Raw genomic sequence first — 22,569 nt, forward strand, 5'->3', positions numbered from 1 at the left:
CTGAAGTCTAGTGGCGGGACGCGGGCGTCTTCGCCGCCTGCGCCGTGGCCAGACGGTCCTTCACCGTCGAGGCGTAGACGTCTTCGTAACGCTGCTCTCCGAGGCGCTGGAGCGCCACCATGATCTCGTCGGTGACCGAGCGCAGCACGTAACGGTCGCCCTCCATGCCCTCGAACCGCGAGAAGTCCAACGGCTCGCCGATGACGATTCCGACCCGCCCGACACGTGGCAGGCGCTGACCGATCGGCATGACGGCACCGGTGTCGACCATGACGACCGGCACGACCGGCACGCGGGCCTCGAGCGCCATGCGGGCGATTCCCGTGCGGCCTCGGTAGAGGGTGCCGTCAGGGCTGCGGGTGCCCTCGGGGTAGATGCCGAGCAGTTCCCCACGGCCGAGCACGCCGAGGCCCGTGTTGAGCGAGGCCTCCGACGCCTTGCCGCCGGATCGGTCGATGGGCAGCTGCCCCGTCGCGGTGAAGAACATCCGCGTCGCCCAGCCCTTGATGCCCTTGCCGGTGAAGTAGTCGCTCTTGGCGAGGAACGCCATGCGACGGTCGATCATGAGCGGCAGGAAGATCGAATCGGAGAACGACAGATGGTTGCTGGCGAGGATCGCCGCCCCCTCGGTCGGGATGTTTCGCCGCCCCACCATCCACGGGCGGAAGATCGCTTTGATGACGGGCCCGATGACCACGTACTTCATCAGCCAGTAGAACATCGTCAGCGCTCCTTACCGGCGAGGTCGGCGACCCCGATGAGGCCGGCGTCGTTGCCCAGACGGGCGATGGCGAATTCGGCGACCGGACGCTCACCGTACCCCGGGAGCGACGTCTCGTAGGCGAGCTTCACCGGGGCGAGCAGGTCGGCGCCCAGCTGTGCGACGCCGCCGCCGATGACGAACAGCTCGGGATCGAGCACGGCCTGGAAGCCGCCGCACGCCTCGCCGAGAGCGGTGGCGACGCGGCGGAGGGCCTCGACCGCGCCCGGGTCGCCGGCGAGCACGAGTCGTGAGACGGCGGGCCCGGGGATGGCGCCCTTCTCTTCGCGGATCGCGGCCAGGGCCGCCCCGATTCCACCCTCGTCGGCGATCGCGTTCGCCTCACGCTGCAGGGCGCGACCCGAGGCGTACTGCTCCAGGCATCCGTTCTGCCCGCACCCGCAGGGGTGCCCGCCGCGCACGAAGCGCATGTGGCCGAGCTCGCCGCCGATGCCGTGGCCGCCGCGGAAGAGTTCACCCGCGCTGACGACGGCACCGCCGACACCGGTGCCCATGGTGAGCATGACCATGTCGTGAACGCCCTGACCGGCCCCGAAGCGGTACTCGCCCCAGCCTGCCGCGTTGGCGTCGTTCTCGATCGTGACGGGTGCGTCGAGGCGTTGCTCGAGGCGGGCGCGCAACGGTTCGTCGCGCCAGTCGATGTTGGGGGCGTAGATGACGGTGCTGCGATCGAGGCTGATGAAGCCGGCCGCCGCGACACCGATCGCGTGGATGTCGTGCGCGCGGCGCAGGTGGTCGGCCATGTCGACCACGGCATCCACGAGGGCGGCGGGGTCGATGGGGGTGTCGACGCGGAGCTTCTCGATGATGGTGCCGTCGTCGTCGACGACGCCTCCCGCGATCTTCGTGCCCCCGATGTCGATGCCGACGTTCTGCACCGTGCTCCCTTCCGGGCCGACCGAGCGGCTCGGCCCGGTGAAGTCTAGCCATGCCGCGTGCGCGGCGCGGGACACCGCGTCCCGGTGTGGCCGGAAACCGTGCGGATAGACTCGACGCACCGCTCGACGTTCTTTCCGGTGCCGAAGGAGTTACCGTGATGCAGTTCGACCTCCCCCTCATCGTCCCCGCAGACCCGGATGCCAACGCGTCCGACCTGCTGGCCGACCGTGTTCGGGCGACCCCCGACCGTCCCCTGTTCGCCGTCCCCGATGCCGACGGCTGGCGTGACGTGACCGCTGCCGAATTCGAGCGTCAGGTGATCGTCCTGGCGAAGGGATTCGTCGCCGCGGGAGTGCAGCCGGGAGAGAAAGTCGCCTTCATCGCGCGCACGACGTACGACTGGACGCTCGTGGACTTCGCGCTGTTCTACGCCGGGGCCGTGATGGTGCCGGTGTACGAGACGAGCTCCCCCGCGCAGATCTCGTGGATCCTTGCGGATTCGGGCGCCATTGCCGTCGTGCTCGAGTCGGCCGACCATGCCGAGCGGCTCGACGAGGTGCGCAGCGACGTCCCCCTCGTGCGCGAGGTGTGGGCCATGCACGCGGGCGACCTCGACAGGCTCGTGGCGGGGGGTACGCACATCACCGACGAAGAGATCGAGCGGCGCCGTCACCTCGCGAAGGCGTCGGACGTGGCCACCCTCATCTACACCTCGGGCTCGACCGGGCGTCCCAAAGGTTGCGTGCTGGTGCACAGCAACTTCGTCGAGCTGGCGCGCAACTCGGCGAAGGCGTTGCACGAGGTCGTCGAGACGCAGGGGGCTTCCACGCTGCTCTTCATCACGACGGCTCACGTGTTCGCGCGGTTCATCTCGCTGTTGAACGTGCACGCCGGCGTGAAGACGGGCCACCAGCCCGACACGAAGCAGCTCCTTCCCGCGCTCGGCTCGTTCCAGCCGACGTTCCTCCTCGCCGTTCCGCGCGTGTTCGAGAAGGTGTACAACTCCGCCGAGCAGAAGGCCGAGGCGGGCGGCAAGGGCAAGATCTTCCGCGCGGCCGCGGACGCCGCGATCGAGCACTCGCAGCGCCTGCAGGACGGCAAGAAGATCCCGCTCGGACTCAAGCTCAAGTTCGCTCTCTTCGACAGGCTCGTCTACTCCAAGCTCCGGGATGCCATGGGTGGCCGCGTCGTCTACGCGGTGTCGGGATCCGCCCCGCTCGGCCCGCGTCTGGGCCACTTCTTCCGGAGCCTCGGCGTCGTCATCCTCGAGGGGTACGGCCTCACCGAGACCACCGCACCCGCCACGGTGAACCTGGCCACGAAGTCCAAGATCGGCACCGTCGGCCCCGTGCTGCCGGGCGTCGGCGTGCGGCTCGCCGACGACGGCGAGATCCAGGTACGCGGCATCAACGTCTTCCGCGAATACTGGCAGAACCCCGAGGCCACGGCCGAGGCGTTCGACGGCGAGTGGTTCAAGACCGGCGACATCGGAGCGTTCGACAACGACGGGTTCCTCACGATCACGGGTCGTAAGAAGGAGATCATCGTCACCGCCGGCGGCAAGAACGTCGCCCCCGCGGCTCTCGAGGATCCGATCCGCGCCAACCCGATCGTCGGACAGGTCGTCGTGGTGGGTGATCACAAGCCCTTCATCGCGGCGCTGGTGACCCTCGACTCCGAGATGCTGCCGACGTGGCTCGCCAACAACGGCCTTCCCTCCGACATGTCTCTCGCCGACGCCGCCGAGAACGACAAGGTACGCGCCGAGGTGCAGGGTGCCGTCGACCGCGCCAACACCCGCGTGTCGCGTGCGGAGTCGATCCGCAAGTTCACGATCCTCCCCACCGAGTGGACCGAGGCCAGCGGACACCTGACACCCAAGATGAGCATCAAGCGCAACGTCATCGTGTCCGACTACGCCGACGCCATCGAGGACCTCTACGCCGTGCCGGTGAACACGACAAACGTGTCGCTGCCCTGACGCGAACGACGACGGCCCGGTCCCCCCGCGGGGCCGGGCCGTTTCGTGTCACCAGACCAGGGCGGACGACGGGGACAGGGCGACCAGCCGCACGTCAGCCTCTCCTGGGCCCGCAGCCTGTTCGCGTGACGCGACTCTGGAGGTCAGAACCAATCGCTCTCGCGCACCTGGCGCATCGCCTCACGACGCGTGTCGGCGGGCAGGCGCGAGAGATACAGCATCCCGTCGAGGTGATCGGTTTCGTGCTGGAGCGCCTGCGCCAGCAACCCCTCGCCCTCGAGCACGACCTCCGCGCCGTCGAGGTCGACGCCCACGACCTTCGCCCACGGGTAACGGATGGCATCGTGCCAGAGACCCGGGACCGAGAGGCATCCCTCCCCCACCGCCTCCGGCTCGCCGCGCGTCTCGACGAGCACGGGGTTCAGCACGTAGCCGACGTCGCCGTCGATGTTGTAGCTGAAGGCCCGGAGGCCCACCCCGATCTGGGGGGCGGCCACCCCGGCCCGACCGGGCAGCTCGACGGTGTCGATGAGGTCCTGCACGAGAGCACGGACACCGTCGTCGATCCGACCGATGGGCGTACTGACGGCGCGCAGAACCGGGTCGCCGAACAAGCGGATCGGACGCACGGTCATGCGGCGGCCGCCGGGGATCGCAGCCCCTCGACCACGGCCGCGGCGAGCTCGCGCGCCGCCTGCCTGGTCGAGGGCTGCAGGTCGCGGAAGGTGATGGCGCTGCCCGCGGCGATGCGGGCGTCGTACGGCATCCGGATGACGGTGCGCACCCGCGAGCGGAAGTGCGCCTCGAGTTCGCTCTCGCGTACGAGAGGGGCGCCCGGCCGCGAATTGTTCAGGACCACCACGGCGTCGCGCACGCGCGCGGCGTACCCGTTGGTCTCGAGCCAGGTGAGGGTTTCGGACGCGAGGCGGGCCTCGTCGACGGAGAGCCCCGCGACGATCACGACGGTGTGGGCGAGTTCGAGGGTCGCCCCCATCACCGAGTGCACGATGCCCGTGCCGGTGTCGGTCAGCACGATCGAGTAGTAGTGCGCGGCCACGTCGGCGACGCGTCGGTAGTCGTCGTCGCTGAACGCCTCCGACACCCGCGGATCGGCATCGGATGCCAGCACGTCGAGGCGTGTGGCGTCACGGGCCACGATCGAGGAGACGTCGTGGTAGCCGGCGACCTCGTCGTGGGAGCGCACGAGATCGCGCACGGTGCGGCCGTTCGGACGACCCACCCGGTCGGCGAGCGTGCCGCGGTCGGGGTTGGCGTCGACGGCGATGATGCGGTCGTCGCGGGCATCGGCGAGGGCCATTCCCAACAGCGACGTGACGGTGGTCTTGCCGACGCCACCCTTGCGCGAAAGCACCGGCACGAATCGCGCGCCACCGGAGAGGGGCGCGGCGATGCGCTGGTCGAGGTCTTTGCGATCACGGGCACGGCGCCCGTCGCCGAGATTGATGCGGTGTCCGGACACCGAATAGACGAGCTGCTGCCAGAGTCCCTCGGGCTCGGGCTTGGAGATCTGGCGAGGATCGAGCAGACGGTCTGCGGTCAGCAGGTCGGAGCTCTCGCGGGCGTCGTCGATCTCGCCGATGCGCTTCGACGTCAGCGTGACCTCGGGCGCGGGCGTGCGGACGCGTTCCATCGCGTGCGCGCGGTCGACGCGCGCGGCCTCGTCGGCGGCGCGTGCGGCCTCATCGGCCTGGTGCGCGCCTCGGCGCGTGAGCGGAAGGGTGCCGATCGCCCCCGTCGCCGCGCGCTCGGCGCGGGTGGCGGGCACGGACCCGGTCGTGGGCGCCGCGTCGGATGCGGCCGCAACGGGGCCGGTCGCGGGAGCGGTCACCGACGCGGGAGCGTCACCGGTCGAAGGAGCCGCCTCCGTGGGGGTGGGTACCGGGCCGGTCGACGCGGCGCCGGTGCGCTGCGGTGCCGGGTGCGTCGTCGCCGACGGTCCCGCGCTCGCCGATGCGGTCGCCTCCACCCCGGGGGCTTCTTCGTCGGATGCCATGTCGTCCTCCTCCGGGGCCGTTGCCGACCCGCTTGCGGGTTCGTCCGTCTCGACCGCGGAGGCGGACACGGCGTCGTCGTCGTCGGTGCGGCTCCGGTCGGAAGCCGGAACCCACGGCGCGTGGGTGAGAGCGGTGCCGCCTGCCGCGGCATCCCGAACCGCGGGTGCACCCGAAGGCTCAGGGGCTTGCTCGAGGCCGTGCGCGCTCTCCGGCAGCGGGACGTCGGTCACGCCGGCTGCGGGGACCTCGTCGGGATCGGCGGCGTCGGCCTCGAACAGCTCGACATCGTCGACGATCTCGGCGTCGCGCAGGTCGGCCGCGCGGACGTCTTCTCGCGTACCGGCGTGATCGAAGCCGACAGCGTCTCGGCCGGGCTCGGGGGCCGCGTCGTGACCGCCGTCGCGCTGGTCGGCGTCATGGGGAGCCTCCGCCTCGTGCCTGGACTCCTCCTGGTGGGCGTGCGCCGTGTGGGCGCCCGTGCCGGAAGAATCCCCGTACTCGGCGGCTTCCGGCTCGTGGGCGTCGTTCACGTCGAGGTGCTCAGCGTCATACGCCTCGGCGTCCTCGGCGACGTGCGCGCCCGCGTGCTCGGCCTCGTGCGTCTCGGCGTGCGCGACGGCGTCATCCGCGTCGTGGGTCTCGGTGTGCCCGACCCCGTGCGCGTCGACGTCGTTCTCGGCGTCGCGGGGATCGGCGTGCTCGGAGTCGGACGTACCGGCGTTCCCCGCGTCGTGCGTCTCGGTGTTCTCCGCGTCGTGCGTCTCGGCGTGCGCGACGTCGTCCGTCTCCGCGTTCTCGGCATCCCCGACGTGCGGGTACCGGGTCTCGGCGCCGTGCTCGTCGTCGACGAGCTCGGCATCCTGCACATCGTGGTTCTCGTCGCCGTACGTCGATGCGGTGTCGTCGGAGCCGTCGTGGGGCTCGAGGATGATGTCGCCGGTGGGCAGCAGTTCGACGTGGTGCACCTGGGCGATCTCGCGATCGCTGTTGTCGGAGCGTCGCTCGTACGGGGTGTCGAGGAGGGGACGATCGGGGTCGTCGATGGGAATCTCGTCTTCGATCACGTCGTCGTCGATGTCGTCGTCGCCGGTCACGGGCAGGTCGACACTGACCTGAGCGATGTGCCCACCGAGGATCGTGATGCTGGCGGTATCGAGGTTCCCGCTCTCGTCGAGGACGCCGTGCTCGGCGTTCTCGTCGGGGTTCGCGTCGGTGCGGTCGGGGGTCACTGCAGTCTCCAAACGGGAAGAGGGCGCGAAAGCGCCCCCTCCCAGGCTACTGCGACGGGCGGATCACCAGCAAAAGGTCTCCTGCTTCGACCTGTTGTGTGCTACTGATCGCGACACGCTCCACGATTCCCTCGACGGGCGAGGTGATCGCCGCCTCCATCTTCATCGCCTCGATGGACGCGACTGCCTGGCCCGCCGCCACCCGGTCGCCCGGGCTCGCCTTCACCGTCACGACGCCCGAGAAGGGCGCGGCGACCTGACCGGGCTTCGAGGTGTCGGCCTTTTCTGCCTGGCGCGCCTCGACGTCGATGGAGCGATCGCGCACGAACACCGGGCGCAGCTGGCCGTTGAGGGTCGTCATGACCGTGCGCATGCCCTTGTCGTCGGCGTCGCCGACGGCCTCGAGCCCGACGAACAGCTGCACGCCCCGCTCGATCTCGACGACGTGCTCCCCACCCGCACGCAGCCCGTAGAGGTAGTCGGCGGTGTCGAGCACGCTGAGATCGCCGTAGTTCGCACGCATCTCTTCGAACGTCCGGGTCGGCCCGGGGAACAGCAGTCGGTTCAGGCGGGCACGTCGATCGCCCGACTCCCCCGCGAGGGCGGCGGTGTCGTCGTCGGTGAGCGGGGCGACGCCGATCTTGGCATCCCGGCCCGCCAGCACCTTGGAGCGGAACGGTTCGGGCCAACCGCCCGGCAGGTCGCCGAGCTCGCCCGCCATGAACGACACGACCGAGTCGGGCACGTCGTACTTCTCGGGGTTCTGTTCGAAATCGGCCGGGTCGGCCTTGACGGCGGCGAGGTGCAGGGCGAGATCTCCCACGACCTTCGACGACGGGGTGACCTTCGGCACGCGCCCGAGAATGCGGTCGGCGGCGGCGTACATGTCCTCGATGAGCTCGAAGTCGTCGGCGAGGCCCAGGGCGATGGCCTGCTGGCGCAGGTTCGACAGCTGACCGCCCGGGATCTCGTGGCGGTACACGCGGCCCGTCGGACCGGCCAGACCCGACTCGAACGGGCGGTACAGGTGACGGACCGCTTCCCAATAGGGCTCGAGGTCGCTCACGGCTCCGAGGTCGAGTCCCGTGTCGCGCTCGGTGTGCGCGAGGGCGGCGACGAGCGCCGACAGCGACGGCTGGCTGGTCGTGCCGGCCATGGGCGCGGCGGCGGCGTCCACGGCGTCCGCCCCCGCTGCGGAGGCGGCCAGCAGCGTCGCGAGCTGTCCGCCGGCGGTGTCGTGCGTGTGCACGTGCACGGGCAGGTCGAACCTCTCGCGCAGCGCCGAGACGAGCTTCGCGGCCGCGGTGGGGCGCAGCAGACCCGCCATGTCCTTGATCGCGAGCACGTGCGCGCCCGCATCGACGATCTGCTCGGCGAGGCGCAGGTAGTAGTCGAGGGTGTACAGGCTCTCGGCCGGGTCGAGCAGGTCTCCGGTGTAGCAGACGGCGACCTCGGCGACGGCGGTGCCGGTGGCGAGCACGGCGTCGATCGCCGGCCGCATCTGCGACACGTCGTTGAGGGCGTCGAAGATGCGGAAGATGTCGACCCCGGATGCCGCGGCCTCGGCGACGAACGCGTCGGTGACCTCGGTCGGGTATGGGGTGTAACCGACGGTGTTGCGCCCGCGCAGCAGCATCTGGATCGCGATGTTGGGCAGCGCTTCGCGGAGGGCGTCGAGGCGCTCCCACGGGTCTTCGCCGAGGAAGCGCAGTGCGACGTCGTACGTCGCCCCGCCCCACGCCTCGATCGAGAGCAGACCCGGGGTCAAGCGGGCGACGTGCGGGGCGACACGCACGAGGTCGCGGGTTCGCACGCGCGTGGCCAGCAGCGACTGATGCGCGTCACGGAAGGTGGTCTCGGTGACCGCCAGGGCGGTCTGCTCGCGCAGCGCCCGGGCGAACCCCGCGGGGCCGAGCTCCTGGAGGCGCTGGCGCGAACCCGCCGGGGCGGGTGCCGCGAGGTCGAGACGCGGGAGCTTGGCGCCGGGGTCGATCGAAAGCGGGTTCTCGCCGTTGGGGCGGTTGACCGTGGTGTCGACGAGCCACGAGAGGACCTTCGTGCCGCGGTCCTTCGACTCGCGTCCGCGCAGCAGTTCGGGGCGCTCGTCGATGAACGAGGTGCTGAGATCGCCGGCGACGAAGGCTGGGTCGTCGAGCACCGCCTGCAGGAACGGGATGTTCGTCGAGACTCCGCGGATGCGGAACTCGGCCAGCGCGCGTCGGGCACGCGCCACTGCGGCGGGGAAGTCGCGGCCACGGCACGACAGCTTCGACAGCATGGAGTCGAAGTGCGGGCTCACCTGGGAGCCGGCTGCCGTGGTGCCGCCGTCGAGGCGGATGCCGGCGCCGCCGGGCGAACGGTAGGTCGTGATCTTGCCGGTGTCGGGGCGGAAGCCCTGCGTGGGGTCTTCGGTCGTGATGCGGCACTGCAGGGCGGCGCCCCGCAGGTGGATGTCGTCTTGGAGAAGGTGCAGGTCGGCGAGGGTCTGGCCCGCGGCGATCCGCATCTGCGACTGCACGAGGTCGACGTCGGTGACCTCCTCGGTCACGGTGTGCTCGACCTGGATGCGCGGGTTCATCTCGATGAAGACGACCTCGCCCGTGCGGGGGCCCGCGGTCTCGAGCAGGAACTCCACCGTGCCGGCGTTCTGGTACCCGATCGAGCGGGCGAAGGCGACGGCGTAGCGGTGCAGGTCTTGACGCACCGCGTCGTCGAGGTTGGGGGCCGGAGCGATCTCGATGACCTTCTGGTGGCGCCGCTGCACCGAGCAGTCGCGTTCGAAGAGGTGCACCGTCTCGCCCGTGGCGTCCGCCAGGATCTGCACCTCGACGTGACGCGGGCGCTGCACGGCCTGCTCGAGGAACATGCGGGGGTCGCCGAAGGCGCTCTGCGCCTCGCGCATCGCCTCAGCCAGCGCGGGGGCCAGCTCCCCCATGCTCTCGACGCGGCGCATGCCGCGCCCGCCACCACCGGCGACGGCCTTGGCGAAGATCGGGAAGCCGATCTCTTCCGCTTGCGCCAGCAGCGCGTCGATGTCGTCGGAGGCCGGCGTGGAGCGCAGCACCGGGACGCCGGCGGCGATCGCGTGCTCTTTGGCGGTGACCTTGTTGCCCGCCATCGACAGCACCTCGGCGGGCGGGCCGATGAACGTGATGCCGTGAGCAGTGGCCTTCTCGGCGAGCTCCGGGTTCTCGGACAGGAAGCCGTACCCCGGGTAGATGGCATCCGCCCCGCATTCGCGCGCGACGCGGATGATCTCGTCGACGTCGAGGTAGGCGCGCACGGGATGACCGCGCTCGCCGATCTGGTAGGCCTCGTCGGCTTTCAGCCGGTGGAGCGATGCGCGGTCTTCGTAGGGGTAGACCGCGACGGTGCGGGCTCCCACCTCGTAGGCGGCGCGAAACGCTCGGATGGCGATCTCGCCGCGGTTGGCGACCAGGATCTTCGAAAACATGCGCACCTCAGGTCGATCTGGCGGGGCTGAATGTGCTCACAGCCTAGGGGAAGGTAACGTGGACTCTCGTGCACGTACTCTCCGTCAGCTCTCTCAAAGGCGGGGTCGGCAAGACGACCGTGACACTCGGGCTGGCTTCCGCAGCCTTCGCACGTGGCGTTCGCACTCTCGTCGTCGACCTCGACCCGCAATCCGACGTGTCGACCGGCATGGACATCTCGGTGGCCGGCCGTCTCAACATCGCCGATGTCCTGGCGAACCCGAAAGAGAAGGTCGTGCGTCAGGCGATCACCTCCAGCGGGTGGGCCAAGGTGCATCCCGGCACCATCGACGTGCTGATCGGCAGCCCGTCGGCCATCAACTTCGACGGCCCGCACCCGAGCGTCCGCGACGTCTGGAAGCTCGAGGAGGCCCTGGCCACCATCGAGAGCGAGTACGACCTCGTGCTCATCGACTGCGCCCCCTCGCTGAACGCCCTCACGCGCACCGCGTGGGCCGCGAGCGACCGCGTCGTCGTGGTCACCGAGCCGGGACTGTTCTCCGTCGCCGCCGCCGACCGCGCCCTCCGTGCGATCGAAGAGATCCGTCGCGGCCTCTCGCCGCGCCTGCAGCCGCTGGGCGTGGTGGTCAACCGCGTGCGGCCGCAGTCGATCGAGCACCAGTTCCGCATCAAAGAGCTGCGCGACATGTTCGGTCCCCTCGTGCTCAACCCTCAGCTGCCCGAGCGCACCTCGCTCCAGCAGGCGCAGGGTGCCGCGAAACCGCTGCACGTGTGGCCCGGCGACTCCGCGCAGGAGCTCGCCGCCGACTTCGACGCGCTGCTCGACCGGATCGTCCGCACCGGCCGCATCCCCGTCGCCAACGAGGCACCGCAGGCCTGAGCCCTCCTCCGCCCGGCGGTACGCGCCCTTAGTCGTGCCGCGCCGCTCGTCGTAGCGAGCCGTTCGTAGAACCGCGCCGCTCGTAACACCGCGCCGCTCGTCGTACCGCGCCGGCCGTCGTGCCGCGCCGGCCGTCGACGGCAGGCGTCGGCCGTGGCCGCCGTCCCCGTGTCGATGGCGCGCGGAGCCGGTCGAGGACGCTCTCCAGGTGCGTGAGAAACGGCATCCGCCGGCAGAATACGTCGCCGAGGTGTTTCTTCCCGCCGATCGCCTTTCTCGAGCTACGACGCCCCGATCGCGCACTCCCCCCCACGGCCGCGAGAAACGGCCACCCGCCGCAAGACACGCGTCGCCGAGGCGTTTCTTCCCGCCGATCGCGTTCGTCGCGGAGCCGCCACGACTTCGACGACGAAGACCGCAGGATGCCGAGGCGACCGGGGGTCGAAGACGACGCGGACGCGTCAGGCGGTGCGTGCGGCGCGACGCGCGGCGAGCTCGTCGACAGCGTCGGGCTGAGCGGTCTCGAAGTCGACGAGGGTGGATTCGACCTCGCGCAGGACCTTGCCGACGGCGATACCGAACACGCCCTGGCCGCGGCTGACGAGGTCGATGACCTCGTCGTTCGAGGTGCAGAGATACACCGAGGCACCGTCGCTCATCAGCGTCGTGCCTGCCAGATCGCGGATGCCGGCGACGCGCAGCTGCTCGACGGCGGTGCGGATCTGCTGCAGCGAGATGCCGGTGTCGAGCAGGCGCTTGACGAGCTTGAGCACGAGGATGTCGCGGAAGCCGTAGAGACGCTGCGAGCCGGAGCCGCTCGCGCCTCGGACGGTCGGGACGACCAGTTCGGTACGCGCCCAGTAGTCGAGCTGGCGATAGGTGATGCCGGCCGCACGCGCGGCGACGGCCCCGCGATAACCGGTGTCGTCATCCATCTCGGGCAGACCGTCGGTGAAGAGGAGGTCCGCGGCGAACCGAGGTTCACCGAGTGCGTCGCCAGCTTTCATGCTCGCGTCCCTCCTGTTCGGTTCGTTGCTTCCACGCTAGATCAGCGAGGGTTCCCCGGCAATGACATCCGCTCCGAGACGCGCGGCGTGTCGCACTCAGGAGAGCATCCGGTCCAGGGCGTCGCGGACGAACATGGTGCGCACCTCGTCGAGGCGAGCCGCCAGCTCGGGAGCGAGCTCGCTCGCGCGCGCCCGCGACGGCGCGTCGGGGCGGCGGAGAAGCGCCGACAGCGCCGACTCGACCAGCGACACCTCGCGCTCGGCGCTCTGGCGCAGAGCCCGCACGTGGCGCGGTTCGATGCCGTGTCGGTCGAGGGCGACGAGGGCCCGCAGCAGCGCAACCGTCTGCTCGGGGTAGCTCTCGGCGCCGATGATGACGCCGGTGCCCACGGCGTCATTGAGAAGCTGGGGTCCTGCGCCGGCGGCGGCGAGCAACTCGTCGCGACGGTACCGGCGCGGGGCGCTCGTCATCGACGGGATCGACGTGGGCGGCGCGGGATTCCGACCGGCGTCGAGGTCGGCGAGATAGTCGCGGATGACGACGAGCGGCAGGTAGTGATCGCGTTGGAGCGTCAGAGCCAGACGCAGGCGTTCGAGATCTGCGGGCGAGAACTTGCGGTACCCCGACTCGGTCCGCGTGGGCGAGACGATGCCCTGCACCTCGAGGAAGCGCAGCTTGCTGGAGGTGAGCGCGGGGAAGTCGGGCGTCAGGCGCGCGAGCACCTGCCCGATACTCAGCAGCCCCGCAGCCGTCTGACGACTACGGGACGGGGCTGCCGCCATCAGTGCTCTGCCGCGGGCAGATCGACGGGCGAACCGAAGAAGTTCAGGCGGAACTTGCCGATGCGCACCTCGCTTCCGTTGACGAGCGCGGCGCGGTCGACACGCTCGCCATTGACGTAGCTGCCGTTGAGAGAGCGCTGGTCGACGATCTCGAAAGACGTTCCCGTGCGCGTGATCTCGGCGTGTCGACGCGAGACCGTGACGTCGTCGAAGAACAGGTCTGCCTCGGGGTGGCGGCCGACGGTGGTGATGTCGGTGTCGAGCAGGTAGCGGGCACCGGTGGTCGGCCCGGAACGGACGATCAGCAGAGCGGCACCCGACGGAAGGGCGCCGATCGCCTCGACCTCGGCCTCGGTGAGGTCTGCACCGAAGGGGACGAACGACAGGTCGGCGTCGTGGGTCTGGGTCGTGTCGTGCGAACCGGCGGCGGCGGCTTCGCCTGCACGCCGGATGTCGTCTCGCTCGAATCGGCTGGTCTCGTCCACGGCTTCTCCTTCTCATTCACCATAACCGACCGGTTCGCACCGGAAGGGCGACCGGCCTCGAGCGGGCCATGATGATGCGTGATGTGTCTCGGCCCGTCGATACCGGCACCGCGGTTCGGGGCGCGAAACGGTCGACGAGACACTCGAACCTATCGACCCGAGCACGCCCCTGTCGAGTCCGGGGGCCGGTGCGCGTCGGGCTCCGAGTCCTGCGCAAAGGGGCAAGGCTCCCAGGCCCCTCCTCGTCTGTCCTCATTAGGGTCGGAGCATGAGGTCCTCCCAGGCGCCGCGCCGGCGCACCCTTCCCGCCGTCCTGGCCGCCGCGTTCCTGGCCGCCGCAGCCTTGCTCGCTCCGGCGCTTCCGGCTGCGGCGCACGACGAACTGATCGCGACGGACCCGACCGCCGACGCGGTGCTCGAGTCGCCGCCGGCGCAGATCACACTCTCCTTCAGCGCTGACGTGCTCCCCGACGCGGGCGCGACGGTGGTCGAGGTGACCGACGCCTCGGGCGCGTCCCTGACCGACGGCACGCCCGAGGCCGCGGGCGCCGAGGTGACGCAGGCGCTGGCGGGCCCGGCATCCGGTGCCGTCACCGTTCGCTGGCGCGTGGTGTCCAGCGACGGCCACCCCATCGACGGCGAATTCGCGTTCTCGGTCCCGACCGCCTCTCCCACCCCGACACCGTCCGCATCCCCGACCGCCTCCCCCGTCGCGTCGGCGACCGAGGAGGCGACGACCGTCGCGTCGGCCGAACCCACCGCGGCCCCCGTCGAGACGGCGGCTCCGGCGTCTCCGCTGCCGTGGATCCTGATCGTCGTGGCGCTGGTGATCGTGGCGGGCGTGCTGGTGTACGTCTTCGCGTCGCGGGGAGCGCGGAAGACCGCCGGAGGCGGCACCGCCGGGCGATAGGCTGGAGCCATGCCTCATTACGATCTGGTCATTCTTGGTGCGGGTCCCGGCGGGTACGTCGCCGCCGTCCGCGGCGCACAGCTCGGACTGTCGGTCGCGATCGTCGAAGAGAAGTACTGGGGCGGTGTGTGCCTCAACGTGGGCTGCATCCCCTCGAAGGCGCTCCTGCGCAACGCCGACCTCGCGCACACGTTCCACGCGAAGGCCGACCTGTTCGGCATCTCGGGCGACGTGCACTTCGACTTCGGCAAGGCGTTCGACCGCTCGCGCAGCGTCGCCGCCGGCCACGTCAAAGGCATCCACTACCTGATGAAGAAGAACAAGGTCACCGAGTACGAGGGCCGCGGCTACTTCGCCGACGACCACACGATCGATGTGACCAAGACCGACGGCTCGAAGGAGCAGGTCACCTTCGACAACGTCATCATCGCCACGGGCTCGACCGTGCGCCTGCTCCCCGGTGTCACCCTGAGCGAGAACGTCGTCACCTACGAGGAGCAGATCCTCACCCGCGAGCTCCCCGAGTCGATCGTCATCGTCGGCGCCGGCGCCATCGGCATGGAGTTCGCCTACGTGATGACCAACTACGGCGTGAAGGTCACGATCATCGAGTTCCTCGATCGCGCCCTCCCCAACGAAGACGCCGAGGTCTCGAAAGAGATCCAGAAGCAGTACAAGGGCTACAGCGTCGACATCCTCACCTCCACCAAGGTCGAGTCGGTCACCGACCACGGCGACAAGGTCACCGTCGCCTACACCGGCAAGGACGGCGCGCAGGGCTCGATCGACGCCGACCGCGTGCTCATGTCGATCGGTTTCGCCCCCAAGGTCGACGGCTTCGGACTCGAGAACACCGGTGTGAAGCTCACCGAGCGCGGCGCGATCGACATCGACGACCACATGCGCACGAACGTGCCGCACATCTACTCGATCGGTGACGTCACCGCCAAACTGCAGCTCGCCCACGTCGCCGAGGCGCAGGGTGTGGTCGCCGCCGAGACGATCGGCAAGGCCGAGACGCAGACGCTGGGCGACTACCGCAACATGCCGCGCGCGACGTTCTGCAACCCGCAGGTCGCCTCGTTCGGTCTCACCGAGCAGCAGGCGCGCGACGCCGGCCACGACATCAAGGTCTCGAAGTTCCCCTTCTCGGCCAACGGCAAGGCGAACGGTCTCGGGGAGCCCGTCGGCTTCGTCAAGCTCGTCGCCGATGCCGAGACGCTGGAGCTCATCGGTGGCCACCTCATCGGCCCCGACGTATCCGAGCTGCTGCCCGAGCTCACGCTGGCGCAGAAGTGGGACCTGACCGCGCTCGAGGCTGCCCGCAACGTCCACACGCACCCGACACTGTCGGAGGGCCTGCAGGAGGCGTTCCACGGCCTGACGGGTCACATGATCAACCTCTGATCGACAGAGCGACGAAGGCCCGCCCGGTTCACGCCGGTCGGGCCTTCTGTCGTTCTCCGGGTGGGAATCCCGGCATTCATCTCTCTTGCGCGCACCATCGGCGCCCGGCGAGATGCCGCATCGGCGCTCCGCGTCGGAGGTCGTGCGGGGGTCAGTGACCGAGGGCGCGGGCGAGTTTGGATCCGGATGCCGCGTGCCGACCGCCCGCGGCGAACACCGCCGCGTCGACCGCGGTGAAGAACTCTGCGCGTCCCTGATCGTCTGCGGGGGCCGCGGGGCCGAGCTCGACCTCCCACTCGCGCCACGCGGACTCGACGCCGAGACGCTCGTCGCGCGCCCGCACACGGTCGTCGACGAACTCCGCGACCACCTCGCCGTCGACGTCGAGAAGGTCGTACGCCGTGCGATTGTTGCGCACGCGCGCGAGCGGGGAGAACGGTGGCGCGGCGATCGAGGCGACGGCATCCTGAACCGCCGGAGGCACCACGGGGTCGGCCTCGTCATCGGCGATGTCGCCGAGCGGCCACTGACGTTCGCTGCGCCCCGCGCCCTGCGCCGGGCCTTTCACATGCCACCCCTCGTCGGGACCGCCGCGCCGGCGGCGGACCGCCACACCGGCGCGGGCGAGCTCGGCGTTCGTGGTGTCGACGTAGCGCGCGTCGAGATCACGGGGCTCGGGATCACCGACCCGTGCGACACCGGGTAGCGCCGACCAGTCCGGGAGCGGCGTGGCGTCGTCGACGTCGTACTTCGCCTCGACCTCGACGCTCGACGCGCCGTGGTCGGCTTCACTCAATCGTCGCGTCCGTCGGCGTCGGGGTTGATGTCTTCGGTTTCCTCCGTGTACGCGAAGACCGTCTCGGTGGGGCCGTCGGACTCGCCGGTGTTCGTCGGCTCGCCCTGGCGGCGGTAGACCAGCTGGCCCTCGCTGTAGGGCATGATCAGCGTGTCGTCGGAGTCGTTCTCGAGCGGGAGGACCTGCCCGTCGAGCGGGCCTCCGGTCAGTCGTGCAATAGCCATGTTGAAAGCGTAGACCGCGACCCCGACACCGCCCGGCACCTTGACAGTGCTCGCTTAGAATCGCTCGGGTGACATGGACGGACCTGCCCGGCGAGCGCCCATTCGTCCTGCTCGCCACCCGAGCCGAGGATCTCCCGGCCGACGAGGAGTACGCGCTCTTCCTCCGCTACACCGGGCTGCCGCCCGAACGCCTGCGTCGCATCCGCCTGGAGCGCGAACCGATGCCCGCTCTGGATCTCGACGACGTCGCCGGCATCATGGTCGGGGGAAGCCCCTTCAACGCCTCCGACCCGTTCGAGAAGAAGTCGTCGGTGCAGCGACGGGTCGAGGCCGAGATGGCCGCGCTGCTCGACGAGGTCGTCGCCCGCGACCTGCCGTTCCTGGGGGCCTGCTACGGCGTCGGCACCCTGGGCACGCATCTGGATGCCACGATCGACGGCACGTTCGCAGAACCCATCAGCGTGGTCGAGGTGACCCTCACCCACGAGGGGCGCGGCGACCCGTTGGCGGCGGGGCTGGCCGACACGTTCTCGGCGTTCGTGGGGCACAAGGAGGCGATCACGGCACTGCCCGGGGCGGCGGTGCTGCTGGCGTCCTCCCCCACATGCCCGGTGCAGATGTTCCGTGTGGGTCGGAACGTCTACGCGACGCAGTTCCATCCCGAGCTCGACGTCGACGGCATCGTCACCCGCATCCACGCCTACGCGGACTACGGATACTTCGCCGCCGAGGAGCTGGAGACCACTCTCGCGGCCGTACGCCGTGCGCCCGTGACGGCACCGTCGCGCATGCTGCGCACCTTCGTCGAGCGCTACGCGGGGTAGCCGCCCCCACTCGCGGAACGAGCGGGGTCGTCCACCGCTGCTCCCGGGGACGGGCGCTGTCGTCGGCCCATGCTCGCGCCAACGAGCGCGCTGAACCGCCCCGGGCGGTTGCGAGCGCCCCTTCAGAGCCGGTGACGCGCCGGTACCCGCACCACCGCGATCGGCGCGGTCGCGGCGGGGTGCGCACGGCGAAGTGCGGGCTCGAGCCCGAGGTCGACGAGGTGCACGCGACCCGAGAGGCCGGGACCACGGCCGAGCACCAGCCCGGCCTTGACGGCCCCGAACGTGACCGTGACGTCGGCGGGGAGCACGGCGCCCTCCGCCGTCCCGTCGTCGGGGTCGAGGCCGCTCGGCAGGTCGACGGCGACGACGCGCGGACGCTCGGGGAGGGCGAGGAGGGCTTCGACGAGCGCGCGGGCGGAGCCGCGGAGGCGGCGGTCGCTCAGCCGTCCGATCCCCAGGATGCCGTCGAGCACGAGCGAATACCCGCTCAGTCGGGCGGACACGTCGCTGGCCGAGACCACGCGTGCGCCGGCGGCGGTCGCGGCATCCAGCGCACCGCGGTGCACGCGGTCGCGCACGAGCACCACGTCGACCCGATCCGCCCGGCCCGCGAGGTCGGCGGCCGCGTAGAGAGCGTCGCCGCCGTTGTCACCGGCGCCGGCGAGCACGAGCACGGCACCGGGGGCTGCGAGCAGCTCGCCGGCGACGATCTCGGCCAGGGCCTCAGCCGCCCACCTCATGAGGGGTCGTCCCTCGGCGAGGAGGGGAGCCTCGGCGGCACGGACCGCGTCGGCGGTGTAGGCCGCGGTGCGCGGTGCGGCGGGCGTGGCTGCACGCTCGCGGTCCTCAGCCGGGCTGTCAGACATGAGTCGTCGATCCGGGGGCGGCGCCGTCACCGGAACCGGTCGGTGTCTCAGACATCGCTCTTCGCCCGCGCGTCACGTTCGGCGTCGGTCTCTCGTGCCGCCGCTTCGGGGTCGGTCTTCGCGAGGGTCTCGCGCTCCTTCGCCTCGGCTTCGCGCGCGGCGTTGAGTTCGCCGAGGGCGGCGCTCATCGCCTTCTCGGCACGCCGGACGCGGAATTGGATCATCGTCGCGGCACCGTACTTGGCCCGCACGCGATCGTGGTCCTCCTCGGTGGCGACCGTGATGTATGCGCCGGCGATGAGGATGACCTGGCTCGACAGGTTCAGCCACAGCAGGAGGGCGATGAGCGAGGCGAAGGTGGCCAGCAACGGGTTGCTGCTCGCGCCCCCGACGAACAGTCCCGACAGCTGCTGCAGCACCACGAGGCCGAGGCCGCCGATCAGTGCGCCGCGGATCAGGGTGCTCCTCCGGGCGCGCACCCCCGACAGCAGCGCGAAGGCGGCGGCGATCGCGGCGGAGTCGAGGGCGAGCACGACCAGCGTCGACAGCAACCAGGTGAGGACCGCGGTGACCCAGGAGTCGGCGGAGACACCGAGCAGTTCGCGGACGAACGTGAGTCCCGCCGTGGCGAGGAAGGTGACCGCCGCGCCCGCGACGAGGGCGAGACCGATCCCTACCGCGAGGGCGAGGTTGCGCAGGAGTACCCACACGATGAGGGTGTCGTCGGTGGTGACGCCCGCGATCTGCCGTAGAGCGGCACGCAGCGACCCGATCGCGCCGATGGCGGCGCCGATCAGACCCAGAGAGCCGAGGATGCCGGCGAGCGTGAGTCCGGCCGGCGCCTCGATGTCCTCGATCTTGATCAGTCCGTTCTCTCCGACGAGCCCCGGGACCACGCTGTTCACCGACCGAACGAGGGCGCTCAGCCCCTCGGGGTTGCCGGCCAGCCAGAGGGACGCGAACGAGAAACCGATGAGCACGGCGGCGAACAGGCTGAACAACGTGCGATAGGTGACGCTGTCGGCCAGGCTCGGACCGCGCGCCCCCGAATAGACGAGGAAGGCGCGCACGAGGCGGAGCGACAGCGCCCACGCGGTGACGCGACGGATGAGGTCGAGCATGGGCTCAGCGTATCGACGCGGGCGCGAACGGTCCCGCAGGGTTGACCGCGGCGCGCGGGCGGGACAGAGCCGTCCGATCCGGGCCGCGCACGCGATCCGCGCCGCTGCCCCGCGACGCACCCGATCCGCACCGCTGCCCCGCGACGCACCCGATCCGCACCGCTGCCCCGCGACGCACCCGATCCGCACCGCTCCCCCACGATGCACCCGATCACGGACCCGCGAGCAAGCGCCCCCACGCGCCCGCCAGCAGATACGGTCCGAACGCGATCGACGCACCGCGCACGCCTGCGAGCAGGGCGCCGGACGCAGCGACCCCGCCTGCGATGAATCCCAGTGCGATCCCGGATGCCACCGCCTCGGGGCCGACCCACCCGAGCACCGCGCCGCAGAGCCCCGCGAGCTTGACGTCACCGCCGCCGAACGCTGTGGGCCGAGCGAGGTGCACCGCGAGGCAGGCGAGGAACGCCGCCGCCGCTCCGCCGGCGACCCCCACTGCACGCACCGGCTCTCCGATCGTCGCGGCCGCTCCGCCCAGCAGCATCAGCACCCCTCCGGCGCCGGGCACGAGGATCGCATCGGGCAGGCGGTGGGTGCGGGCGTCGATCACGGCGAGCACGACGCCGAGCACCGCGAACACCGTCAGCGCGGGGGCGAGGGCCCATGGCATCCGGGATCTCAGGCGTCGAGCACGACGAGGTCGACCACGATGGTCGCGCCGGGGTCGATCCCCTCGGCGTCACGCACCGCGCGCTTGAGCGGGAGGACGTAGACGGAACCTGCCTGCGGGAAGATCGACGTGCGCCAGCTCGACCCACCGATTGTGGCCTCGACCCGCACGCCCCCGAAGCCTCGGCGGTACGTCTGCGTCTCACGGATGTCGGCACTCAGCTCGGGCGGCAGGGCGACGAAGTACCAGTCGCTGTCGCTGCGGGCCTCCCAGCGGAACACGTCGCCGTCGAATCGCACGATCACACGGGCCTCCTCTCGTCGCGGTCACCCTACTCCGGGCCTCGGACGCCGGCGGAGCGCCGTCCCCTGGGGAGAAGGCGTCCCCGCGTCCGACTCGTCAGGGACCGACCGTCGATCGCCCGCGGCGAAGCACCCGTGAGGTGATGGCCGCATCGGCCGCGGCGGCGACCAGCACCGCGCTCGCGTAGACGACGAGGTCGCGCGCGTCGAAGCCCGTGCCGAGCACCAGCGCGATCAGCGGTATCCGCTCGGCGAGCGCGACCGGGAGTCCGCTCAGCTGCAGCAGCTCGACGAAGACGCACCACCCGGTGGCCGCGATCGCGAGGATCAACCGCCCCACCCGAGGCAGGAGCAGGACGAGTCCCGTGTAGACGGCGACGGCGTAGAGGGCATCGCCCGCGATGTCGGTGGCCGCCGATGATGGCAGGACCTTCGCGACGACCAGCCCCGCTGCCACGACCACGACCAGCGCCGCCAACGCGACGAGACGACGGCGCGCGGGCGTCATACCGGCACTCCGGCCGCACGGGCGGGTTCCGCGTACGCGCGGGCCAGCGTGGCGACGGTGTCGTGCGCGTTCAGGCCGCTGGGATTGGGCAGCACCCACGTGGGCACGTCGGCGATCGACTCCTCCTGCCGCCCGGCGACGGCGCGGGGGCGCCGGAACCCCTGTCGATACGCCGTCAGACCCACGACGGCCACCACCCGCGGACGCCACGCCGCGACGCGGTCCTCGAGCGCTGCGGCCCCGGCGCGCAGCTCGTCGCGAGACAGTTCGTCGGCGCGCGCGGTCGCACGGGCGACGAGGTTGCTCACCCCGACGCCGGCGTCGAAGATCATGCGACGATCGTCTTCGCCCAGCTCCTCGGCGTATCGCGGTAGCCGGGGCAAGACGCGCGCCTCCACGAGCGCGGGCCAGAACCGGTTGCCCGGACGCGCGAACGGGGTGCCCGTCGCCGCCGTCCACAGCCCCGGGTTGATGCCCACGAAGAGCAGACGCACCCCCGGCTCGACGAGGTCGGGGATGGTGGCATCCCGGAACGACTCCAGCTCGGCGCGCGTGAATCCCATGAGACCACTATGACCACTACCCCGGGTGGCGGCTGAGCGTCTGCCAGGATCTGAGGAATGGATGCCGTGCCCGCCCTGACCGAGATGCCCGCGCCGCAGTACGTCCTCGTCGGCGACAACGTGCGCCTGGCGACGTACACCTGGGGTGACCACGAGGCCGATCCCGTGCTGTGCGTCCACGGCTTCGGATCGAGCACGCGCGACAACTGGGTCAACACCGGTTGGGTGCGCGACCTGCTGCGCGCCGGTTTCCGCGTGGTCGCCGTCGACCAGCGCGGCCACGGAGCGAGCGAGAAGCCGTTCGACGCCGCGTCGTACACGATGCCCACCCTGGTGTCCGACCTCGTCGCCGTGCTCGACACCTACCTGCTCGATTCCGTCCGCTACCTCGGGTATTCCCTGGGCGGTCGTGTCGGCTGGCAGCTCGCCGTCGACGCGCCCGAGCACGTCGAGCGGGCGGTGCTCGGCGGCATCCCCGACGGTCGCCCCCTCGCGCGCCTGAAGGTCGAACAGGCCCGCGCGTTCCTCGACCACGGGACCCCGGTCGACGACGCCACGACCCTGCGCTACGTCTCGCTCGCCGAGCGGGTTCCCGGCAACGATCTGCGAGCCCTGGTCGCGATCGCCGAGGGTATGCGCCTGGGCGAGACCGATCCCGATCCGACGTCGCCGCCGCAGCAGCCGGTGCTGATCGCCACGGGCACCGAGGATCCGATCCACGACCAGTCGGCGCGCCTGGCCGCACTGCTGCCGCACGGCGAGTTCTCCGACATCCCCGGGCGCCACCACGTCAACGCCCCCGGTGCGCGCACGTTCCGCGAGGCCGGTCTGGAGTTCCTCGCGCGCGAGGTCTGAGGCGCACGCCCCCATCGCCCCGCGC

General features: G+C 70.8%; 22 protein-coding genes. 6 read left to right on the forward strand and 16 right to left on the reverse strand.

Annotated elements, in window-relative coordinates; genetic code table 11:
• Positions 1-7: 7 nt before the first annotated feature.
• Both ASF76_RS11195 and ASF76_RS11200 read right to left on the reverse strand, forming a co-directional pair.
• On the reverse strand, positions 8-721 hold the full coding sequence (locus ASF76_RS11195) for a lysophospholipid acyltransferase family protein (RefSeq protein WP_055957524.1): 714 nt from the start codon (positions 719-721) through the stop codon (positions 8-10).
• A gap of 2 nt (positions 722-723) precedes the next feature.
• Positions 724-1,659: an ROK family glucokinase gene (locus tag ASF76_RS11200; RefSeq protein WP_055957527.1), complete on the reverse strand. Its 936-nt coding sequence runs from the start codon at positions 1,657-1,659 to the stop codon at positions 724-726.
• Between the two features lie 155 nt (positions 1,660-1,814).
• On the opposite strand from ASF76_RS11200, the gene ASF76_RS11205 reads away from it, so the two are divergent.
• Positions 1,815-3,641: an AMP-dependent synthetase/ligase gene (locus ASF76_RS11205; RefSeq protein WP_200936123.1), complete on the forward strand. Its 1,827-nt coding sequence runs from the start codon at positions 1,815-1,817 to the stop codon at positions 3,639-3,641.
• Positions 3,642-3,784: 143 nt separating this feature from the next.
• Here ASF76_RS11205 and ASF76_RS11210 read toward each other — a convergent pair whose 3' ends face one another.
• From ASF76_RS11210 to ASF76_RS11220, 3 genes are read right to left on the reverse strand one after another with little or no spacing between them, the layout of a single operon-like run.
• Positions 3,785-4,276 (reverse strand): peptide deformylase, encoded by a 492-nt coding sequence (locus ASF76_RS11210; protein WP_055957534.1) that lies wholly within the window; start codon positions 4,274-4,276, stop codon positions 3,785-3,787.
• On the reverse strand, positions 4,273-6,885 hold the full coding sequence (locus ASF76_RS17690) for a nucleotide-binding protein (protein WP_327037575.1): 2,613 nt from the start codon (positions 6,883-6,885) through the stop codon (positions 4,273-4,275). Before ASF76_RS17690 ends, ASF76_RS11210 begins: the two co-directional genes overlap by 4 nt.
• A 46-nt stretch (positions 6,886-6,931) precedes the next feature.
• Complete coding sequence (locus ASF76_RS11220) at positions 6,932-10,339, reverse strand: pyruvate carboxylase (RefSeq protein WP_055959980.1); 3,408 nt, start codon at positions 10,337-10,339, stop codon at positions 6,932-6,934.
• A gap of 68 nt (positions 10,340-10,407) precedes the next feature.
• Here ASF76_RS11220 and ASF76_RS11225 point away from each other — a divergent pair, with 68 nt between their 5' ends.
• Positions 10,408-11,220 (forward strand): ParA family protein, encoded by an 813-nt coding sequence (locus ASF76_RS11225; protein ID WP_055957537.1) that lies wholly within the window; start codon positions 10,408-10,410, stop codon positions 11,218-11,220.
• Between the two features lie 461 nt (positions 11,221-11,681).
• Here the strand turns inward: ASF76_RS11225 and ASF76_RS11230 are convergent, their stop codons facing one another.
• The 3 genes from ASF76_RS11230 to ASF76_RS11240 form a co-directional block, all read right to left on the reverse strand.
• A complete protein-coding gene (locus tag ASF76_RS11230; RefSeq protein ID WP_055957540.1) occupies positions 11,682-12,227 on the reverse strand; it encodes a MerR family transcriptional regulator in 546 nt (181 codons plus the stop codon).
• 96 nt (positions 12,228-12,323) lie between these two features.
• Complete coding sequence (gene ftsR, locus ASF76_RS11235; protein WP_055957544.1) at positions 12,324-13,010, reverse strand: transcriptional regulator FtsR; 687 nt, start codon at positions 13,008-13,010, stop codon at positions 12,324-12,326.
• The gene (locus tag ASF76_RS11240; protein ID WP_082485019.1) at positions 13,010-13,495 is read right to left on the reverse strand and encodes an FHA domain-containing protein; all 486 of its coding nucleotides are present in this window, start codon (positions 13,493-13,495) and stop codon (positions 13,010-13,012) included. Before ASF76_RS11240 ends, ftsR begins: the two co-directional genes overlap by 1 nt.
• Before the next feature lie 268 nt (positions 13,496-13,763).
• Between ASF76_RS11240 and ASF76_RS11245 the strand changes: the two genes are divergently transcribed.
• Both ASF76_RS11245 and lpdA read left to right on the forward strand, forming a co-directional pair.
• Positions 13,764-14,405: a copper resistance CopC family protein gene (locus tag ASF76_RS11245; protein ID WP_055957548.1), complete on the forward strand. Its 642-nt coding sequence runs from the start codon at positions 13,764-13,766 to the stop codon at positions 14,403-14,405.
• Positions 14,406-14,414: 9 nt separating this feature from the next.
• Positions 14,415-15,812 carry a dihydrolipoyl dehydrogenase gene (gene lpdA / locus ASF76_RS11250; protein ID WP_055957551.1) on the forward strand — a complete coding sequence of 466 codons (1,398 nt, stop codon included), beginning with the start codon at positions 14,415-14,417 and terminating at the stop codon, positions 15,810-15,812.
• Between the two features lie 151 nt (positions 15,813-15,963).
• Here lpdA and ASF76_RS11255 read toward each other — a convergent pair whose 3' ends face one another.
• Together ASF76_RS11255 and ASF76_RS11260 are read right to left on the reverse strand one after the other, a co-directional pair.
• Positions 15,964-16,608, reverse strand: a complete 645-nt coding sequence (locus ASF76_RS11255; protein WP_055957554.1) for a CYTH domain-containing protein — start codon at positions 16,606-16,608, stop codon at positions 15,964-15,966.
• Positions 16,605-16,832 carry a hypothetical protein gene (locus tag ASF76_RS11260; protein WP_055959987.1) on the reverse strand — a complete coding sequence of 76 codons (228 nt, stop codon included), beginning with the start codon at positions 16,830-16,832 and terminating at the stop codon, positions 16,605-16,607. The genes ASF76_RS11255 and ASF76_RS11260 overlap by 4 nt, the downstream gene beginning before the upstream one ends.
• A 68-nt stretch (positions 16,833-16,900) precedes the next feature.
• On the opposite strand from ASF76_RS11260, the gene ASF76_RS11265 reads away from it, so the two are divergent.
• Positions 16,901-17,656 (forward strand): glutamine amidotransferase, encoded by a 756-nt coding sequence (locus ASF76_RS11265; protein WP_082485020.1) that lies wholly within the window; start codon positions 16,901-16,903, stop codon positions 17,654-17,656.
• Between the two features lie 122 nt (positions 17,657-17,778).
• Here ASF76_RS11265 and ASF76_RS11270 read toward each other — a convergent pair whose 3' ends face one another.
• The 6 genes from ASF76_RS11270 to ASF76_RS11295 all read right to left on the reverse strand — a co-directional run bounded on the left by ASF76_RS11270 (position 17,779) and on the right by ASF76_RS11295 (position 21,689).
• Entirely contained in the window at positions 17,779-18,525 is a 747-nt protein-coding gene (locus tag ASF76_RS11270; RefSeq protein ID WP_082485021.1) for an NAD(P)H-hydrate epimerase, read from the reverse strand.
• 47 nt (positions 18,526-18,572) lie between these two features.
• A complete protein-coding gene (locus ASF76_RS11275; protein ID WP_055957557.1) occupies positions 18,573-19,646 on the reverse strand; it encodes a YihY/virulence factor BrkB family protein in 1,074 nt (357 codons plus the stop codon).
• 211 nt (positions 19,647-19,857) lie between these two features.
• Positions 19,858-20,316 (reverse strand): prepilin peptidase, encoded by a 459-nt coding sequence (locus ASF76_RS11280; protein WP_055957561.1) that lies wholly within the window; start codon positions 20,314-20,316, stop codon positions 19,858-19,860.
• Between the two features lie 8 nt (positions 20,317-20,324).
• Entirely contained in the window at positions 20,325-20,621 is a 297-nt protein-coding gene (locus ASF76_RS11285; RefSeq protein WP_055957566.1) for a DUF1905 domain-containing protein, read from the reverse strand.
• A gap of 94 nt (positions 20,622-20,715) precedes the next feature.
• On the reverse strand, positions 20,716-21,126 hold the full coding sequence (locus ASF76_RS11290) for a ribosomal maturation YjgA family protein (RefSeq protein ID WP_055957570.1): 411 nt from the start codon (positions 21,124-21,126) through the stop codon (positions 20,716-20,718).
• Positions 21,123-21,689, reverse strand: coding sequence for a mismatch-specific DNA-glycosylase (locus ASF76_RS11295; RefSeq protein WP_055957573.1), 567 nt, complete (start codon positions 21,687-21,689; stop codon positions 21,123-21,125). The genes ASF76_RS11290 and ASF76_RS11295 overlap by 4 nt, the downstream gene beginning before the upstream one ends.
• Before the next feature lie 57 nt (positions 21,690-21,746).
• Between ASF76_RS11295 and ASF76_RS11300 the strand changes: the two genes are divergently transcribed.
• Positions 21,747-22,544, forward strand: a complete 798-nt coding sequence (locus ASF76_RS11300) for an alpha/beta fold hydrolase (RefSeq protein ID WP_055957576.1) — start codon at positions 21,747-21,749, stop codon at positions 22,542-22,544.
• Positions 22,545-22,569 lie beyond the last annotated feature (25 nt).

Origin of the sequence: Microbacterium sp. Leaf151, assembly GCF_001424225.1 — a bacterium.
GTDB lineage: Bacteria > Actinomycetota > Actinomycetes > Actinomycetales > Microbacteriaceae > Microbacterium.

Bases quoted from the DNA above. Each gene is read 5' to 3' on its own strand.
- ASF76_RS11195 (WP_055957524.1), bottom strand. From the start codon at position 721: ATGTTCTACTGGCTGATGAAGTACGTGGTCATCGGGCCCGTCATCAAA.
- ASF76_RS11210 (WP_055957534.1), bottom strand. From the start codon at position 4,276: ATGACCGTGCGTCCGATCCGCTTGTTCGGCGACCCGGTTCTGCGCGCC.
- ASF76_RS11220 (WP_055959980.1), bottom strand. From the start codon at position 10,339: ATGTTTTCGAAGATCCTGGTCGCCAACCGCGGCGAGATCGCCATCCGA.
- ASF76_RS11230 (WP_055957540.1), bottom strand. From the start codon at position 12,227: ATGAAAGCTGGCGACGCACTCGGTGAACCTCGGTTCGCCGCGGACCTC.
- ftsR (WP_055957544.1), bottom strand. From the start codon at position 13,010: ATGGCGGCAGCCCCGTCCCGTAGTCGTCAGACGGCTGCGGGGCTGCTG.
- ASF76_RS11245 (WP_055957548.1), top strand. From the start codon at position 13,764: ATGAGGTCCTCCCAGGCGCCGCGCCGGCGCACCCTTCCCGCCGTCCTG.
- lpdA (WP_055957551.1), top strand. From the start codon at position 14,415: ATGCCTCATTACGATCTGGTCATTCTTGGTGCGGGTCCCGGCGGGTAC.
- ASF76_RS11260 (WP_055959987.1), bottom strand. From the start codon at position 16,832: ATGGCTATTGCACGACTGACCGGAGGCCCGCTCGACGGGCAGGTCCTC.
- ASF76_RS11270 (WP_082485021.1), bottom strand. From the start codon at position 18,525: ATGTCTGACAGCCCGGCTGAGGACCGCGAGCGTGCAGCCACGCCCGCC.
- ASF76_RS11275 (WP_055957557.1), bottom strand. From the start codon at position 19,646: ATGCTCGACCTCATCCGTCGCGTCACCGCGTGGGCGCTGTCGCTCCGC.
- ASF76_RS11280 (WP_055957561.1), bottom strand. From the start codon at position 20,316: ATGCCATGGGCCCTCGCCCCCGCGCTGACGGTGTTCGCGGTGCTCGGC.
- ASF76_RS11290 (WP_055957570.1), bottom strand. From the start codon at position 21,126: ATGACGCCCGCGCGCCGTCGTCTCGTCGCGTTGGCGGCGCTGGTCGTG.
- ASF76_RS11295 (WP_055957573.1), bottom strand. From the start codon at position 21,689: ATGGGATTCACGCGCGCCGAGCTGGAGTCGTTCCGGGATGCCACCATC.
- ASF76_RS11300 (WP_055957576.1), top strand. From the start codon at position 21,747: ATGGATGCCGTGCCCGCCCTGACCGAGATGCCCGCGCCGCAGTACGTC.